General features: G+C 70.5%; 14 protein-coding genes, 1 tRNA gene and 1 riboswitch. Of the genes, 8 read left to right on the top strand and 7 right to left on the bottom strand.

Annotation, left to right across the window (positions count from 1 at the left end; genetic code table 11):
- The 3 genes from DLJ59_RS24550 to DLJ59_RS24540 form a co-directional block, all read right to left on the bottom strand.
- On the bottom strand, positions 1-1,518 hold a 1,518-nt coding region (locus DLJ59_RS24550), incomplete at its 3' end, for a PH domain-containing protein (RefSeq protein ID WP_124774964.1).
- A 43-nt stretch (positions 1,519-1,561) separates the two neighbouring features.
- Positions 1,562-2,134 carry a PH domain-containing protein gene (locus DLJ59_RS24545; RefSeq protein ID WP_425271455.1) on the bottom strand — a complete coding sequence of 191 codons (573 nt, stop codon included), beginning with the start codon at positions 2,132-2,134 and terminating at the stop codon, positions 1,562-1,564.
- A gap of 120 nt (positions 2,135-2,254) precedes the next feature.
- A complete protein-coding gene (locus tag DLJ59_RS24540) occupies positions 2,255-3,055 on the bottom strand; it encodes a DUF881 domain-containing protein (protein WP_124774962.1) in 801 nt (266 codons plus the stop codon).
- A 221-nt stretch (positions 3,056-3,276) separates the two neighbouring features.
- On the opposite strand from DLJ59_RS24540, the gene DLJ59_RS24535 reads away from it, so the two are divergent.
- The 5 genes from DLJ59_RS24535 to DLJ59_RS24515 all read left to right on the top strand — a co-directional run bounded on the left by DLJ59_RS24535 (position 3,277) and on the right by DLJ59_RS24515 (position 9,482).
- Complete coding sequence (locus DLJ59_RS24535) at positions 3,277-3,540, top strand: cell division protein CrgA (RefSeq protein ID WP_124774961.1); 264 nt, start codon at positions 3,277-3,279, stop codon at positions 3,538-3,540.
- Positions 3,541-3,743: 203 nt separating this feature from the next.
- Positions 3,744-5,942, top strand: coding sequence for a (Fe-S)-binding protein (locus DLJ59_RS24530; protein ID WP_124774967.1), 2,199 nt, complete (start codon positions 3,744-3,746; stop codon positions 5,940-5,942).
- A 39-nt stretch (positions 5,943-5,981) separates the two neighbouring features.
- The gene (locus tag DLJ59_RS24525; RefSeq protein WP_244236204.1) at positions 5,982-7,307 is read left to right on the top strand and encodes a hemolysin family protein; all 1,326 of its coding nucleotides are present in this window, start codon (positions 5,982-5,984) and stop codon (positions 7,305-7,307) included.
- Positions 7,300-8,301 carry a hemolysin family protein gene (locus tag DLJ59_RS24520; protein WP_124774960.1) on the top strand — a complete coding sequence of 334 codons (1,002 nt, stop codon included), beginning with the start codon at positions 7,300-7,302 and terminating at the stop codon, positions 8,299-8,301. Before DLJ59_RS24525 ends, DLJ59_RS24520 begins: the two co-directional genes overlap by 8 nt.
- Positions 8,302-8,468: 167 nt before the next feature.
- Positions 8,469-9,482, top strand: coding sequence for a C40 family peptidase (locus DLJ59_RS24515; protein ID WP_244236203.1), 1,014 nt, complete (start codon positions 8,469-8,471; stop codon positions 9,480-9,482).
- Positions 9,483-9,537: 55 nt separating this feature from the next.
- On the opposite strand, the gene DLJ59_RS24510 is transcribed toward DLJ59_RS24515, so the two are convergent.
- A complete protein-coding gene (locus tag DLJ59_RS24510) occupies positions 9,538-11,520 on the bottom strand; it encodes an N-acetylmuramoyl-L-alanine amidase (protein WP_124774958.1) in 1,983 nt (660 codons plus the stop codon).
- 235 nt (positions 11,521-11,755) lie between these two features.
- Positions 11,756-11,891: riboswitch (cyclic di-AMP (ydaO/yuaA leader) on the top strand.
- A 13-nt stretch (positions 11,892-11,904) separates the two neighbouring features.
- On the opposite strand from DLJ59_RS24510, the gene DLJ59_RS24505 reads away from it, so the two are divergent.
- Positions 11,905-12,945 carry a C40 family peptidase gene (locus DLJ59_RS24505; protein WP_124774957.1) on the top strand — a complete coding sequence of 347 codons (1,041 nt, stop codon included), beginning with the start codon at positions 11,905-11,907 and terminating at the stop codon, positions 12,943-12,945.
- Positions 12,946-13,005: 60 nt separating this feature from the next.
- Here DLJ59_RS24505 and dcd read toward each other — a convergent pair whose 3' ends face one another.
- Positions 13,006-13,683 carry a dCTP deaminase gene (gene dcd, locus DLJ59_RS24500; RefSeq protein WP_124774956.1) on the bottom strand — a complete coding sequence of 226 codons (678 nt, stop codon included), beginning with the start codon at positions 13,681-13,683 and terminating at the stop codon, positions 13,006-13,008.
- On the opposite strand from dcd, the gene DLJ59_RS24495 reads away from it, so the two are divergent.
- Together DLJ59_RS24495 and DLJ59_RS24490 are read left to right on the top strand one after the other, a co-directional pair.
- On the top strand, positions 13,684-14,241 hold the full coding sequence (locus DLJ59_RS24495) for a pyridoxamine 5'-phosphate oxidase family protein (RefSeq protein ID WP_124774955.1): 558 nt from the start codon (positions 13,684-13,686) through the stop codon (positions 14,239-14,241).
- Positions 14,242-14,427: 186 nt separating this feature from the next.
- A tRNA-Gly gene (locus tag DLJ59_RS24490) sits at positions 14,428-14,501 on the top strand.
- A 155-nt stretch (positions 14,502-14,656) separates the two neighbouring features.
- Here the strand turns inward: DLJ59_RS24490 and DLJ59_RS24485 are convergent.
- Both DLJ59_RS24485 and DLJ59_RS24480 read right to left on the bottom strand, forming a co-directional pair.
- Positions 14,657-15,187, bottom strand: a complete 531-nt coding sequence (locus DLJ59_RS24485; RefSeq protein ID WP_124774954.1) for a 2'-5' RNA ligase family protein — start codon at positions 15,185-15,187, stop codon at positions 14,657-14,659.
- A 13-nt stretch (positions 15,188-15,200) separates the two neighbouring features.
- Positions 15,201-16,139 (bottom strand): LD-carboxypeptidase, encoded by a 939-nt coding sequence (locus tag DLJ59_RS24480; protein ID WP_244236205.1) that lies wholly within the window; start codon positions 16,137-16,139, stop codon positions 15,201-15,203.
- Positions 16,140-16,170 lie beyond the last annotated feature (31 nt).

Genomic DNA, 16,170 nt, shown 5'->3' with positions numbered 1-16,170 from the left:
GGTGCGGGCTTGGTGGGCTCGTGCGGTCAGGTCGGCTGCCAGGGCCCAGGCCTCTGCCAGGTCGCGGTCCTGGGCGGTCGCGCCGGAGCCGCCAGCGGTGTCCGCGTGTACGGAGGCCAGGCCCAGCCGGCGCTGAATGGGCCCCTGCACCACTCGCACGCTCTGGATCCGGGCGTACGGCACGAGCACCAACTGCCGGGTGAGCCGCCCCGACCGGGTGGCGAACACCCGCTCGAACAGCCCCGCGCCGAATGCGGCACGGCCCAGCGGGTGCAGCCAACGGGTCCGGAGCGGTGGCGGGCTCAGCGGGAGCGCGTCGAGGCGTACCCCGGGCAGCACCTCGCCGACGATCATCGTCGCCGTCGGCAGGTCGCCGACCGGCAGCAGCCGGTCGGGCCGGTTGCGGTCGTCGGCCTCCGCGACGGAGTAACCGGCCACCTCCAGCCGTAGCCGTAGCCAGCCCTTCACCCGCCACAGCAATGGCCAGGTGGCCCGCACGGTCTGCACCCGTTCCAGCGGCACGGTCTGCGCCCGCGTCTCCAACAGGCCGTTGTGCACCCGCAGCGTGCCGCCGTCGCGGGCCAGCCGGAAGTTCCAGTCGTCGAGCACCCGGCGGATCGGTTGCAGCAGTACACCCGCCATCGCGGTCAGGGTGCTCGCCACCGCGACGAACGACCATGACCCGGCGGTGAGGAACTGCACCACGACGAAGGCCACACCGAACGGGAGCAGGAACGCCTGCGGGGTGAGCAGTTGGCTGATCAGCAGGGTCTGGTTGCGTACCGCGTGCAGTGGCCGGCCCGGCACGGCCGCCGGCGGCGCCGTCGCACCCGGGGCGACCGGGGCCGTCGCGTCGCCGGGCGCGGGCAGCTGCGCCACCCGCCCGGCCAGCGCCAGCAGACGCTCACGCAGCACTGCCGCGTCGGCCACCCCGAGGTACGCCAATGGCGCCTCGGTCTTGCCTCCGCCGACCACCTCCAGGCGCAGCTCGGCCAGGCCGGTGAGCTGAGCGAGCAGCGGCCGGACCACCTCCACGGCCTGCAACCGTTCCAACGGGATGGCCCGGGTACGCCGCCAGAGCAGCCCTTCGTACACCCGAAGCTCCCGACCCACCACGTGGTAGCCGGTGTTGTACCAGCTGATCACCGACAGCACTGTCGCGCCGAGCGCCAACACCGCCACCGTGACGGCGAACCAGCCGAAGCCCACCCGGGACAGCGTCGACCAGGACAGCCCGGCGATCACCACGACCAGGGACTTTGCACCGTGCAGAACCGGGCTGAGGGGATGCAGTCGCTGCCGGGGCTCGCCCTCGCCACCGCCCGGTGGTGCCGGCCACGGCGCGGGCGCCCCCGGCGGCGTCGACCCAGGCGCTGCCGCACCAGCGGGTGGCGGGCCGCCAGGTGCCGCGCTGGCGGGTGGCGGGCCACCAGGTGTTGCGCCGGCGGGCAGCACCGGCCCCGGGGGCGTGGGACCGGTGGGTGGCACGGTGCTCGGCTCGGCGGGCCTGTCGCTCATCGGCGCGGCCCCCGGCGCGCTCGACGGTTGCCCGCGCGGGTGCTCACAGCCCCTCCGCCCGGTCCTCGCCGAGCGCGGTGAGTCGATCGCGCAGCCGGGACGCCTCCGCCGGCCGCAACCCGGGCACCCGGGCGTCGCTGGCCGCCGCCGCGGTGTGCAACTGCACAGTGGCCAGGTCGAAGGCGCGCTCCAACGGCCCGGCGCTCACGTCGACGAACTGCATCCGCGAATACGGCACGATGGAGAGCCGGCGGACCAGCAGCCCGTGCCGGACCAGCAGGTCGTTCTCCCGTTCGGCGTACCCCCAGGCCCGCACCGCGCGGACGATCGCGACGGCCCGCCACACGCCGAGCACCAGCACGACGGCGACGGCGAGCCCGAACAGCCAGTAACCGCTGAAGGCCCAGCCGACCGCCGTCACCACCAGCCCGATGGCGACCACCACCGCCAGCCGGATCAACTCCACCCAGATCAGGTCGGTGGAGATCGGCTGCCAGTTGACAGTGTCCGGCCAGGGCTCCAGCGGGCCCCGGCCACCCGGCCCGGCCGTCAGCAGAGCCCCGGAAGCGCCGGGGTCGGCCGCGCGAGGGTCGGGCGCGCCGGGATCGGCCGGCAGGAGACCGGTTACCGGCAGGTCGGTCGGGCGCCGGCTGGGGCCGGTCGAGCTTGGGCAGGAAGGCGGTCGGCTCGTCGGTCTGGTCCCGGTGTCGCCCGTCGCGACGCTCGTCCGGCCCGCTCATCTGGGCACCGTCGCCGAACGTAAGGCGGTGGAATCCTCGAATGCGGGAACTCGCACCGTGGAGACTGTCTCGTTGTAGCCGAGCTGGTAGTCGTCGACCGCGTCCTTGAACAACCGGACTCCCTGAGAGCTGGCGAGGGCCTGCTGGAGGGCAGCGGGATCGCCGATTGCTACGATCTTGAACGGTGGGGAGTACACCCGGCCGTGAAGTAGCAGGGTGTTACCGACGCAGCGTACCGCGCTGGTGGTGAGCACGCGGACGTTCATGATTGACATGGCCTCGGCTCCGCCGGCCCAGAGCGCGTTGACCACCGCCTGTACGTCTCCCTGATGCACCACCAGGTCGTCGTTGGTGGCGTCCGACTGTGTCTGCTCAAGCTGTGGGGCGTCGTTCAGCTCGACAGTGACCCCGGGCCCACCCAGGGCGGTGAACCCGGCGTTCTGGAGGCTGCCCTGGGCGCGATTCTGCTGTTCCTTGATCGGGGCGTCCGAGCCGGCCAGTGTGTTGGTCCGTTGCTCGACTTCGCCGCGCAGCGTGGCGGCTCGGCGTTCGCTGGCTGCCACCTGCTCGCGCCGGTCCTCGATGAGCTGGTTGAGCTGGGGTCGCCGGTCCTCCCGGAGAGCGGTGCCGTCTGCGGTGGTCGCGGTGGTGGTGAAGAGCAACCCGGCCGCCGCGGCGATCAGGGGCACCCCGATCGACCAGCCCGGACGGCGTTGACGCGGTCGCCGGGGCAGCAGCCCGGCGGCGGCCCGTCGGAGGACCTTCTGCCAGGAGGTTGCGCCGGATGTGTACTCCACCGAGCGTTCCTTCCGCGTGTCGGGGATCGGTCCGTGCCGGCCGGGCCGGTGATGCGAACAGTCCCGCCTCTTTCGGTCACTCCGTGCACCGGCCTGACCCCATTCGTGGTCCGGGCGGCCGATCGGGACTACGCTAGCTCTCGAACATTATTGGCCATGGACCGTCGCCCTCGCGCCCGGTTGTCAGGCCGGACGAGGTCGTCACCCCTCTGGAGAGCGCCGTGCCCAAGTCTCAGGTCCGTAAGAAGAAGGTGTACACCCCGCCGACGGACGTCCGTCCGACGACGACGGCGTCGTCGCGCAAGCCTAGCCCGGTGTGGTTGCCGATCACCGCGGTCGCCTTGATCGTCGTCGGGATCGGCTGGCTGGTGCTCTACTACCTGTCCGAGCAGGAGTACCCGGTCATGGCGTGGGGTTACTGGAACCTCGCCGTCGGGTTCGGCGCGATGGTTGCCTCGCTGGGGTTGCTCTCCCGCTGGCGCTGATCTGTCAGGCCGTCGTCGGCGGTCTCACGTCACCCCGTCGAGCCCCTGCCCGGCAGGTTCGGGTGGGGCCCCCTATGGTGTGCGCAGGCAGCGCGGCCTACTGCGAGATGACTCACGTTACTGCTGGGTAACCTTCGCGTAGGCTGCACTGCATGACCGAGCAGAGCGAGGTCATCAGGCAGCAGACCGGGGAGGCCAACTCGATGGGCAGCGTCCAGATCGTCACCACGATCCTCGCGGCCGCCATCACCGCCGTTGCGGTGTGGCTTGCGGTGCGTGCGGTCCTGAAGATGGTGGCAGTCATCCGGCTCGGGCAACCCGCGCCGGAGCGGTTCTCCGACAAGGTCACCCGCGCCAGGACGATGCTGGTGGAGACGGCCGGCCACACCCGGATGCTCAAGTGGGGCGTGGTGGGCGCCGCGCACTGGTTCGTGATGGTCGGCTTCGTCGTTCTGTCGCTGCTGGTGCTCGAGGCGTACTTCGAGGTGGTCACCCCGACCGGCGGGCTGCCGATCATCGGGCACTGGACGATCTTCGGCCTGGCCACCGAGATCATCACCGTGCTGAGCCTGATCGGCATTCTGGTGCTGATGGTGATCCGGTTGCGCAACCGGCCGACCCGGCCGGGCGGGCGGTCCCGGTTCACCGGTTCGACCATGTGGCAGGGCTACTTCGTCGAGTGGATCGTGCTGCTGGTCCTGATCTTCGGCCTGCTGATCCGCGGCTTCAAGGTCGCCACCGACCACTTCGAGTACCCGCTCTGGGCCACTCCGGTCAGCCACGCGGTCGGCGCGGTGCTGCCCGACTGGTCGGACGGGGCGAGCGTCGTCGCGCTCATCAAGATCGTCATCTCGATGACCTGGCTGATCGTCATCTCCCTGAACGTCACCATGGGCGTCGCCTGGCACCGCTTCCTGGCGTTCCCCAACATCTTCTTCAAGCGGGAGCCCGCCAAGCCGGCCGGTTCCGGTCTCGGCGCGCTGCGCCCGATGACGAGCCAGGGCAAGCCGCTCGACTTCGAGGAGGCCGACCCGGAGAAGGACCAGTTCGGCGTCGCCCACGTCGAGCAGTTCAGCTGGAAGGGCCTCCTCGACTTCAGCACCTGCACCGAATGCGGTCGCTGCCAGTCGCAGTGCCCGGCCTGGAACACCGGCAAGCCCTTGTCGCCGAAGCTGCTCGTGCTGAGCCTGCGCGACCACGCGTACGCGAAGGCGCCGTACCTGCTGGCCGGCGGTGGGAAGGACCTGACCGGCGAGGAGAAGGCCACCCAGGCGCAGCTTGCCCACCTGGACGTGCTGGCCCTCGCCGAGGCCGACAAGCCGTTGATCGGCACCGCCGAGGAGGGCGGTGTCATCGACCCGGACGTGCTCTGGTCCTGCACCACCTGCGGTGCCTGTGTCGAGCAGTGCCCGGTGGACATCGAGCACGTGGACCACATCGTCGACATGCGCCGCTACCAGGTGCTGATCGAGTCCAGCTTCCCCTCCGAGGCCGGGGTGATGCTGCGCAACCTGGAGAACAAGGGCAACCCGTGGGGTGCCCCGCAGAACACCCGCGAAGACTGGACCAAGGGCCTGGACTTCGAGGTGCCCCGGGTCGGCGAGGTGGACGACTTCGAGTACCTGTTCTGGGTCGGCTGCGCCGGCGCGTTCGAGGACCGGGCCAAGAAGACCACCCGGGCGGTGGCCACGCTGCTCAACGAGGCGGGCGTGAAGTTCGCGATCCTGGGCGAGGGCGAGACCTGCTCCGGCGACCCGGCGCGACGGATCGGTAACGAGTTCGTCTTCCAGATGCTCGCCCAGCAGAACGTGGAGACGCTGAACGAGGCGTTCGAGGGCCGGGAGAAGGCCAAGCGCAAGATCGTCGCGACCTGCCCGCACTGCTTCAACACCCTGGGCAACGAGTACGGCCAGCTCGGCGGCGAGTTCGAGGTGGTCCACCACACCCAACTGCTCGCGCACCTGGTCGCCACCGGCAAGCTCACCCCGGTGCAGCCGGTCGACGGGGGCGTCACCTACCACGACCCCTGCTACCTGGGTCGACACAACCGGATCTTCGCGGCCCCCCGTGAGGTCCTCGGTGACGCCATCGCGGGTGAGCTGACCGAGATGCCGCGCAACAGCGAGCGTTCCTTCTGCTGCGGCGCTGGCGGCGCCCGGATGTGGATGGAAGAGAAGATCGGTAAGCGGATCAACGTGGACCGGGTCGAGGAGGCCATGGCCACCGGGGCGAAGACGGTCGCGGTCGGCTGCCCGTTCTGCTCGACCATGCTCAACGACGGGGTCAACGGCAAGGGCGCCGGCGAGCAGGTCGAGGTGATCGACGTGGCGAGCGTGCTGCTCCGTTCGGTCAAGCCCGAGCAGCCGCAGGGCGGCAAGGAGACGGCTCCGATCGGCGGCTGAGACGCGTACCCCTGGGTTCTGAATATCGACGGCCTACTCTTGACGACGCTGTTGCCCCTGGTCGGTTTCGTAGCGCTGACCGCGGGCAACGCGTTCTTCGTCGCGGCCGAGTTCGCCCTGGTCACGGTCGACCGTGCGGAGATCGACAGGCGGGCCGCCGCGGGCGACGAGGCCGCCCTGACGGTACGCGCGGCGCTGCGCGAGCTCTCCTTCCAGCTCTCCGGGGCGCAGCTCGGCATCACCATCACCGCGCTGCTCACCGGCTACCTGGCCGAGCCGGCCCTGGCCCGCCTCTTCGGCCCGTTGCTGCGCCCGCTGGCCGGACACAACACCGAGCGGCTCACCCCGTTCCTCGCGTTGGCCCTGGCCACGCTGATCTCCATGCTCTTCGGCGAGTTGGTGCCGAAGAACGCGGCGCTGGCCCGGCCCATGCCGGCGGCGCTGGCCACGGCCGGCCCGATGCACGCCTTCTCCCGGACGTTCGGCTGGGTGATCCGAGGGCTGAACGGCTCGGCGAACCGACTGGTCCGGGCGCTCGGCGTGGAGCCGCAGGAGGAGTTGGCCAGCGCCCGCTCACCCGAGGAGCTGGGCCTGCTGGCGGGCATTTCGGCGCGGGCCGGCGCGCTGCCCACGGACACCGCGATGCTGCTGCGTCGCACCATCCGCTTCGGTGACAAACGGGCGGCGGAGGCGATGACCCCCCGCGTGGACGTGGTCGCGCTGCGCGTCACGGCCACAGTGGCCGAGCTGCTGGAGGAGTCGCGGCGGACCGGGCGGACCCGGTTCCCCGTGTACGAGGAGACCCTGGACCTGGTGACCGGGGTGGCCGGCGTGCCCGACGCGCTGGGTGTGCCGCTGGCCCAGCGGGCGTCGACGACTGTCGGCTCGGTGGCCCGCGAGCCGGTGTACGTGCCGGAGAGCCTGAACCTGGACGGTGTGCTGGCAGCGCTCAAGGCGGCCGGGGCCGACCTGGCCATCGTGGTCGACGAGTACGGCGGCACGGACGGCGTGGTGACCGTCGAGGACCTCGTCGAGGAGTTGGTCGGGGAGATCGCCGACGAGTTCGACCCGGCGAGCGTGGACGACGACGCGTCGGTCGAGCTGACCGTGCCGGGCGGTGAGCGCACCGTGCTGGTCGACGGGGTGCTGCGCTCCGACGAGGTGGCCGAGCAGACCGGGTTCCGGCTCCCCGAGGGGCCGTACGAGACGCTGGCCGGGTTCCTGATGGCCCGGCTCGGGCACATCCCGCTCGCCGGCGAGACGGTCGAGGCGGACGGCTGGGAGTTCACAGTGGTGGAGGTGGAGCGGCACCGGATCGAGCAGGTCCGGGTGGTGCGCCCGGCGGATCCGGACGACGATGACTGAGCTGCTGGTGACCGTGCTGCTGTTGCTCGGCAACGGGTTCTTCGTGGGCAGCGAGTTCGCACTCATCGCGTCCCGCCGGACGGTGATCGAGCCGCTGGCCGCCGGGTCGAAACGGGCCCGCTGGGCGCTGTCGGCGATGAACCAGATTCCGTTGATGATCGCTGGCGCTCAGCTCGGCATCACGGTCTGCTCGTTGGGTCTGGGCGCGATCGCCGAACCGGCGTTGGCGCACCTGCTGGAGCCGCCGTTCCACGCGGCCGGGCTGCCGGAGCGGGCGGTGCACCCGGTGGCGTTCGTGCTTGCCCTGGGCGTGGTGGTCTTCCTGCACACGGTCGTCGGCGAAATGGTGCCGAAGAACATCACGCTGGCTGGTCCGGAGGTCTCCGCCCTCTGGCTCGGCCCGGCGATGCTGGCGTTCTGTGTGGCCACCAAACCGCTGTTGCTCGCGATGAAATGGGCGGCCCGGCGGGTGCTCGCGTTCTGGCGGATCGAGGCGTCCGAGGCGGTCAAGACGGTGTTCACCGCCGAGGAATTGGCCGGGTTGGTCTCCCAGGCGCGGACCGAGGGTTTGCTCGACGCGGAACAGCACGCCCGGATCACCGGCGCGCTGGCCCTGCACGCCCGGACGGCGGCGGACGCGCTGCAACCGTGGTCGACGGTGGTGACGGTGGCCGAGGACGTCTCGCCGGCGTCGCTGGAGGTGCTGGCGACCCGGACCGGCCGGTCCCGGTTTCCGGTGGTGCAGCGGTCGACCCGTCGGGTGCTCGGCTTTGTGCACGTCAAGGACGTGCTCGGGTACGCCGGGCAGGGTCGCCGGGCCCCGGTTCCGGCCGACGTCTATCGGCCGCTGGCGGTGGTGCCGCCGGAGCGTACGCTGGCCGATCTGCTGCTGGCCATGCGTCGGGAACGGCGGCACATGGTGCTGGTCAGCGACGGGCGTCGACCTCTCGGTGTGGTCACTCTCGACGATGTATTGACCGCTATCGTTGGTTGATGGGCCGGTACCCTTGGTGTGCAAGCGGTTGCCCGACAGTGATGGTTACCGCGCTCGCCTTGATTACCGCCCCGAGCTTCCCTAATGTGGGGCACCGACCGCTGTGGGTCGTCTGCCTCGGCCCTTCCCTCACGCGAGGCGCCCGGCGGTCGGTTGCAAAGGAGTCGGTGCCGGTGGCAACCATGCCCCCTCATCGTCACGACCTGTTTGCGTCTGCTCGCTCTGGTGGCCTGCGCCGCGCCGCCCACCGGGTCTTGGTCCTGGTCGCCGCCGCGGCGGTCGGCGCCGGTCTGTTGACCGCGCCGGCACATGCCGCGCCCACGGTCGACGAGATCGAGGCGCAGATCGACAAGAAGTGGGAGCAGTTGGAGCCCACCATCGAGCAGTACAACAAGGTCCGGGCGCAGCTGAAGTCCAACCGGCAGAAGTCGGCGGACCTGCAGAAGAAGATCGAGCCGCTGGCGCTGCAGAGCGAGCTGGCGCTCAACCGGGTCGGCGACCTCGCCTCCCGCTACTACATCTCGGGTCCGTCGCACGACATCGGAGCGCTGCTGGTCAGCGCCAAGCCGGACACGCTCACCGAGCAGCTCACCATCCTCGACCGGCTCGCCGCGCAGGAGCAGAAGGAGGTCGAGGGTGTGCTGGCCGTGCGGGCCAAGTACGACGGCGAGAAGCAGAAGCTGGACGCGCTGATCGTCACCCAAACCCGGCAGCAGAACGAGCTGGCCGCCAAGAAGAAGCAGATCGACGCCGACATCAAGCAGCTCGAGGCGTCGATGCCCAAGACCACGGTGGTGACCGCGGCCTGCCCGACCATCAACGGGGTGGTCAGCGCGGCGGCCCGCACCGCGATCAAGACCGCCTGCGGGAAGGTCGGCAAGCCGTACGTCTGGGGTGCCACCGGCCCGAACTCGTTCGACTGCTCGGGGCTGACCCAGTACGCGTACAAGGCGGCCGGGATCTACCTCACCCACCACACCGGCGATCAGTGGAACGAGGGGAAGGCCATCGCGCGTGCCGACGCTCGCCCCGGTGACCTGGTCTTCTTCTTCTCCGGCCTGAGTCATGTCGGGCTGTATCTGGGCAACAACCGGATGGTGCACGCGCCCCGTGCCGGCAAACCGGTGCAGGTGTCCAGCATCAACACCATGCCCGTCGCCGGGTTCCGTAGACCCGGCTGATCCACCTCGCGCAACACGACGGCCCCCGGTCACCGACCGGGGGCCGTCGTGGTTCTCAGCGAGGCGCGCCCACCGGGGACGGCAACAGCTGCACGTCGGCGAGGTCGACGTACATGATCCGGTGACCGAACTGGATCTGGGCGTAGCGGTTCTTGCCGCGAATCACCGTCCAGTCACCGGGCGAGGAGCCGTCGAACGTGCTGGCCCGGTAGTACTCGCCGGCCAGCACCGCGCCCACGGAGTACCGCTGCCCGGCGGCCAGGGTGTACTGCAGGGGCGAGATCGTCTGGTAGGGCACCCCGTCCGGGTACGCCGCCTGTTCCGGGTACGCCCGCCCGTACACCGGGATGGTGGCCCGTCCGGGTTTCGGCGTGGCCACGACACCGACGGTCCAGCTGGCGGTCGGCGCGGACGCCGGGTTGTGGAACCAGGCCCGTTGCCCGAGGTACCAGATGGCCGTCCAGTCGCCCTGCCGCCCGGCGAGCGCGTACGTCTGCCCGGCGGATGCCCGGGCCCCGTGGTCCGACACTGCCATCGTGTTCGGGGTGCCGTCCGGGCGCAGCGCGATGTCGTTGACCAGCGGCGCGTCCGGGGACGGCCCGCTGCGCAGCACCACCGCCGAGGATCCGCGCGGCGCGCACGGCACGCCCGCTGTGACGCACCCGGTGAACGCCGGCTGGTTGGTGGCGTAGTCCGGGTCGATCCGCACCAGGCCGGTGGCCGGGGTGCCGGTGTCCAGTCGAGGCGCGTGCAGCAGGTCGAAGTAGTGCGTCCAGTCCCAGTACGGCCCCGGATCCCAGTGCATCCCCCGCACTGTCGAGGCGGTGGTGCCGGGCACGTTGTCGTGGCCGATGATGTGTTGACGGTCCAGTGGGATGCCGAGCCGCAGCGCCAGGTGCCGGACCAGCTTCGCTGACGTCCGGTACATCGCCTCGGTGTACCAGGTGCCCTGCGCGGCGAAGCCCTCGTGTTCCAGCCCGATCGACTTCGCGTTGACATACCAGTTGCCGGCGTGCCAACCGACGTCCTTGGTCTTCACGTGCTGGGCGATGTGCCCGTCGACCGAGCGCAGCGAGTAGTGCCAGCTGACGTAGGTCGGATCCTGGACGAGTTGCAGGGTCGTCGCCCAACTCGCCTCGGTGTCGTGGATGACGATGTATTCGATCTTCTGCCGGGCGGGTCGGTCGGAGAGGTCGTGGTTGCCGTAGTCGCCGTCGCCGAACGCCTCGTAGGGGGCCGGGATCCACTCGCAGGAGATGGTGCGCGGGCACTCGACCCCGTCCGGGCGGGCCAGCCGGCGCAGGCCCAGCCGGTCCAACCAGGAACGCTCGGGCCGCACCGCACGGGCCGGCAGGGTGATCCGCTGACCGTCGTCGGTCATCCGGGACTGGCCCGCGCCGATGGTGGTGAAGACCTCGTCGGCGAAGGCCGCGGCGGCGTCGGCGCTGTCCGCGCCGGAGTAGCGGGCCACCGCGCCGTACCAGGCGGCCGGGTCGGTGTCCGCGCCGACCGGCGCACCCAACTCCCGTTGGTACGCGCTGAGCAGCGCGGCCCCACCTCGGATGTTGAGGCCGGCGTCGGTGCGTAGGGCCTCGGGGGCGACGCCGGTCAGCGTGGCGGCGGCGTCCACTGTCTGCAACGCGGCGGTGGACGGCCCGGGTGCCTCGACCGGCCGGGGCGCGGGCACCCGGGCGGGGCGGGAGTCGTCGCCGCGGGGGTCCTCGGCACCGGGGTCGTGGTGACCGCGCCCAGGTAGGGCGGCCACGTGCCGCGCGTCGGTCAGGTGCATCGGGCCGTAGCCGCCACTGGTGCTGGGTGTGCCGGCGTTGGTGTCCCAGCGCGACTCCAGGTAGGAGACGCCGAGCAGCACGACGGTCGGCACGCCGTACTCGGTCGCCGCGGCGGCGTACTGCTGCTGGCGGTCGGTGGTTGGCGCGGCGGCGGCCGGGCCGGCGGAGAGTGGCACCGTGGTCGCGGCGGCGACCACGGTGGCGGCGAGCAGTGCGCGCCAGCCGACCGACAGGGTTGGATGGTGCATCGAACCCCCTAGATTCTCGCGGAGTGAGGTCAGGTCACCATCGCGCCGCCCGGCAGGTCAGGTCAATACCTTTCCATCTATCGAAGCGTGCGGAAAGAATTCTTCACACACGGTCGGTGACCTCCTCCAATCGGTACGGAGTGTCACGGCCGAACGGGTTGCGGATCGGTAACAAGCGTCTCTACTCTGGTCATTCGTCGGCCCGACAGCAGCTCCGCCCAGCCCGGGCGGTAACGGACCGACACCGCCGAGTCGTTTCCGAGCGAACCGGGGACCCAGGTCCCTCGGGGTGAATCCGCAGCCACTGCGGTAGGGCGCCGACTTCCCGCCCGAACCCGTCAGCTAACCCGGTAGGCGGTCAGGAAGAAGGAGTACGGAACCCCGGTGGCACTCCATGCCCCGCGGCCGTCGTCCGAGCGGCCGGCACCAGCCGGCCCGTCGTCGATCGTGCCGCGCCCACGCTGGTCCCGCTTCACCACCGCACTCGCCGCGCTGGCCGGCATCGCCGTCGTCCTGACCGGCAGTGCCACGGCGGCCCACGCCGACCCGTCCGTCGCCGAGATCGAGCGCCAGATCGACGCCGACTGGAACAAGCTCGAACCGATCATCGAACGGCACAACGCCACCCGCACCGACCTCGCCGCGAAGCGCAAGCAGGCCGACGCGCTGGCCGCCCGGATCACCCCGCTGGAGCGCCAGGTCGACGCCGCGATGGACAAGGTGAGCGCGCTGGCCGTCCGCGCCTACAAGGGTGAGAACGTCTCGACCGTCAACGCGGTGCTGGGCAGCCGGTCGCCCAGCGAGGTGGTCGGCCAACTCGAAATGCTCGACCGCTTCGCGCACAACCAGCAGAAGGACGTACGCGAGGTCGGCGACCTGCGCGACCAGCTGGCCGCGCAGAAGGCCCCGCTGGACGAGATGGTGGCCCAGCTGACCCGCACCGAAGCTCAGCTGGCGGCGAAGAAGAAGCAGATCAACGAAGAGATCGACCGCCTGCAGAAGCTGCGCCTCAAGGTGTACGGCAACGGTGGCGGTGGCCCGCTGCGCCCGGCGCCCTGCCCGGGTAGTTACCCCGGCGGAGCCGCGGGCACCGCCGTCAAGTTCGCCTGCGCGCAGATCGGCAAGCCCTACGTCTGGGGCGCCGACGGCCCGAACTCGTACGACTGCTCCGGGCTGATGCTGGCCGCCTGGGCGAAGGCCGGCGTGTCGCTGCCGCACAACGCCGCCGCGCAGAGCCGCGTCACGAAGAACGTCAGCAGGGGCGACCTGCGTCCCGGCGACCTGGTCTTCTACTACAGCGACATCCACCACGTCGGCATGTACGTCGGCGGCGGCTGGGTGGTGCACGCCTCGCAGGCCGGTCAACCGGTCAAGATGAAGAAGGTCGACGACGGCCCGATCCACAGCTACGGCCGCCCAGGCTGACCCCCGGGTGACCGGAGGGCCCGTCGCGATCCGTCGCGGCGGGCCCTCGTCGTCGTTGGTTCAGCGGGTTGGCCAGGTGCGCCAGTGCTGCCAGGCGCGACTGGGGGTCGGCCCCCGCTGGCCCTGGTAGCGCGAGCCGTAGACCACCGAGCCGTACGGGTGCTCGGCCGGCGAGGAGAGCCGGAAGATGCAGAGCTGCCCGATTTTCATGCCCGGCCACAGGGTGATCGGCAGGTTCGCCACGTTCGAGAGTTCCAGCGTCACGTGACCGGAGAAGCCCGGGTCGATGAACCCGGCGGTGGAGTGCGTGAGCAGCCCGAGCCGGCCCAGGGAGCTCTTGCCCTCCAGTCGGCCGGCGAGCTGGTCACCCAGCGAGATGACCTCCAGCGTCGAGGCGAGCACGAACTCCCCCGGGTGCAGCACGAACGGCTCGCCGTCGGGGACCTCGACCACCGAGGTCAGGTCATCCTGCTGCATGGCGGGATCGATGTGGGTGTAGAGGTGGTTGTTGAAGACCCGGAACAGCCGGTCGAGCCGGACGTCGATGCTGGACGGTTGGACCAGGGTGGGCTCGAACGGCTCCAGGCCCAGCGTGCCGGCCTTGATCTCGGAGACCAGGTCGCGGTCGGAGAGCAGCATCGGACCACCATAGCCGCGCTGCCAAAAGTGGCCGGATTCGGTGCCGGTGACCAGCGCGTCGAGGTCGCCGCTCGAACAGTTGTTCGATAGACTGCCCACATGGCTTCCTGGTCCGAATTCGCCGCCGACGAGCCCCGACTCGCCGACGGGATCCGCGTTCTCCTCCAGCAGTACGGGCCGGGCTTCGGCTATCTGGCCACGGTCCGCGCCGACGGCGGGCCCCGCGTCCATCCGGTCTCCCCGGTCATCACCGCCGAGGGGCTGTTCTGCTTCATCATCGACTCGCCCAAGCGCCGTGACCTCGAACGTGACGGCCGCTACGCGATGCACTCGTTCCCCGCGGAGGAGAGCGACGACGAGGCGTACGTGGCCGGGCACGCCCGTCCGGTGACCGATCCGATCCGGGTGGCGCAACTGGCGCAGAGCGCCCGCGCCGAGCCGCAGGTCGACTGGCGGCTCTTCGAGTTCACCATCGACGTGGCGATGCTCACCCGCCGTGAGCAGCACATCGCGGGCGTCCCGGGCCTCGCGCCGGGCCGGCCGGCCGTTCGGGTCTGGCTCGACCCAAACGCCCCGTCGGCGGTGGCCGCCCCCCTGGCCGTCCCGCAGACACGCCCAACCCGCCTCAGCCGTGACGTCCAGTGCACGGCCGCCTGACCAACGCCAGAAGATCGACTCGGTTTCAGTGAAACCGCGGCATCGCGGCGGTTCGGACGCCCCGACTTTCAGGAAGCCGAGTCGATCAACCCGGGCCAACCCGGGTTGTGCGGTATGCGGACACCTCCGGCCGGCGGGGGTACCTGGGTGCACGGGCTCGACGACTCGGGTACAGTGGTGCCGCTTGCGGGTGTAGTTCAATGGCAGAACATCAGCTTCCCAAGCTGACAGTGCGGGTTCGATTCCCGTCACCCGCTCCACGCGAAAGGCCCTGGCCAGGACGAGAGTCCCAGCCAGGGCCTTCGATGTTGTTCCGGCCAGCACGCCGGCAACGCCCGCGGTGCACAAGACCGCGAAGACCTCGGCCCTTTCTATCGTCATGCCGAGATGGCTTGCGGCCCCGTACCAGCCGCCGCTAAGGGTGGGCGCCCAACGGGAACTCACAGACGGTGCGCCACGGGCTGACGTCCGGCGTTCCGGCGATGAGCCGGACCCTGTCGATGGCCGCGTTGATCGGCAGGTGCGCGGCGACGGTCTCCGCCGCGTGGGTCAGCACGGGCTTGTCGGCGTCATGACCGATGGTCAGGTGCGGCACCACATCACTGTGCGCCCCGGCGTACGGGGGTGCCTCGGGAAACCGTTGCCACACTGCGCCGGTGAGGTCGCGGAAGGGTCGATCTGGCTGCGGGGCGAGCCAGAGGACGGCGTTACCGAACCAGTCGACGTGCGTCAGTGCGACGCCGAACCGTGGTATCCCGGCAATGGTGTCACGCAGCACGGCCAAGGCCTGCTCGTCGATCTGCTGCGGAGGCAGGAACGGGTAGAGGACTGTCACGTGCGCTGGCACGCCCCATGAGGCGGCCCGGTCGAGTGATGCCCGGAACGGGCCGACCGCCTCCTCGGCCTCGGGTATCGGCACGATGAGCGCCGTCTGTGTCGGCTCCATACCCTGTGGCTTCCTATCGGTAGTCGGCGAAGATTCGACGTTCCACGCCATCGACGGTGACCGGGCCACCGTGAGGGAGGATCCACTGTGGTTTGGTGTGGCCGAACGGGACGCCGACGCAGACGACCGCCTCGGGGTTGTAATGGGTCACCAGGTCGACGACCGTGTCCCGCTGCTGCTCACGTAGCCGCGCCCGATCCGCGGCCGGGGGCCGACGGGTGTGGTCGGAGACCGGCGGACGGGCGACCAGGACCGCGTCGACGGCGCTGAGGAGACCGCGTTCGCCAAGTGATCGGACGATCCGGCCGACCTCACGGGCGGGGAGAAGCTCTTCCGACGTCTCGATGATCAGGACCCCGCCCTGCAGGACCTCCGGGGGAAACGGGAACCGGCCGGCCGTCAGGATCCACTGGATGACCTCCAGGCAGCCACCCCAGGTGCGGCCGGTGACCGCGCGCGACGGCCCGTACCAGCTCCACGGTTCCGTCGGTTCGCGTTCGCCGAAGGATTTCAACGCCTGCGGGTCTGCCCAGTCGATGCCGATGTCCTCGGACTCACCAGGGTCGGTGATCTCCAGCCGCTCACCGTTGAGTAACGCCGCCCGCAGCGACCGGACGTGGATGTCGTCGACGGCCGGCCCGGGGCCGAGGTGCACCTGCGAGGATCCGCCGTAGAAGCTGGCGATGCCGAGGCCCCAGAGCCAGTGGTGCAGGTTGGTGTTGTCGCTCGTGCCGAGGAACGGCTTCGGGTCGGCTCGGGCCAGGTCGGCGTCCAGGTGGGGGATGACCGTGATCTGGTCGTCGCCTCCGATGACGGCGAGAATGCCGCGTACCCGGGGGTCCGCGAAGGCGGCGTTGATGTCCGCCGCCCGCGCTGCCGCGCTCGCGCCCACCTGCCGGGTGGTGGGGTATTCGACCGGGATGAGGCCGGTCAGGTCGGCGAGCCGCCGCATCGCCTGCTCGTGAATCGCCGGATAGGCGCCG

Source organism: Micromonospora inaquosa (assembly GCF_003857055.1).
Taxonomy (GTDB): domain Bacteria; phylum Actinomycetota; class Actinomycetes; order Mycobacteriales; family Micromonosporaceae; genus Micromonospora; species Micromonospora inaquosa.
Note: the sequence above shows the minus strand (reverse complement) of the source record. Positions and strands in the feature narration are given on the sequence as shown.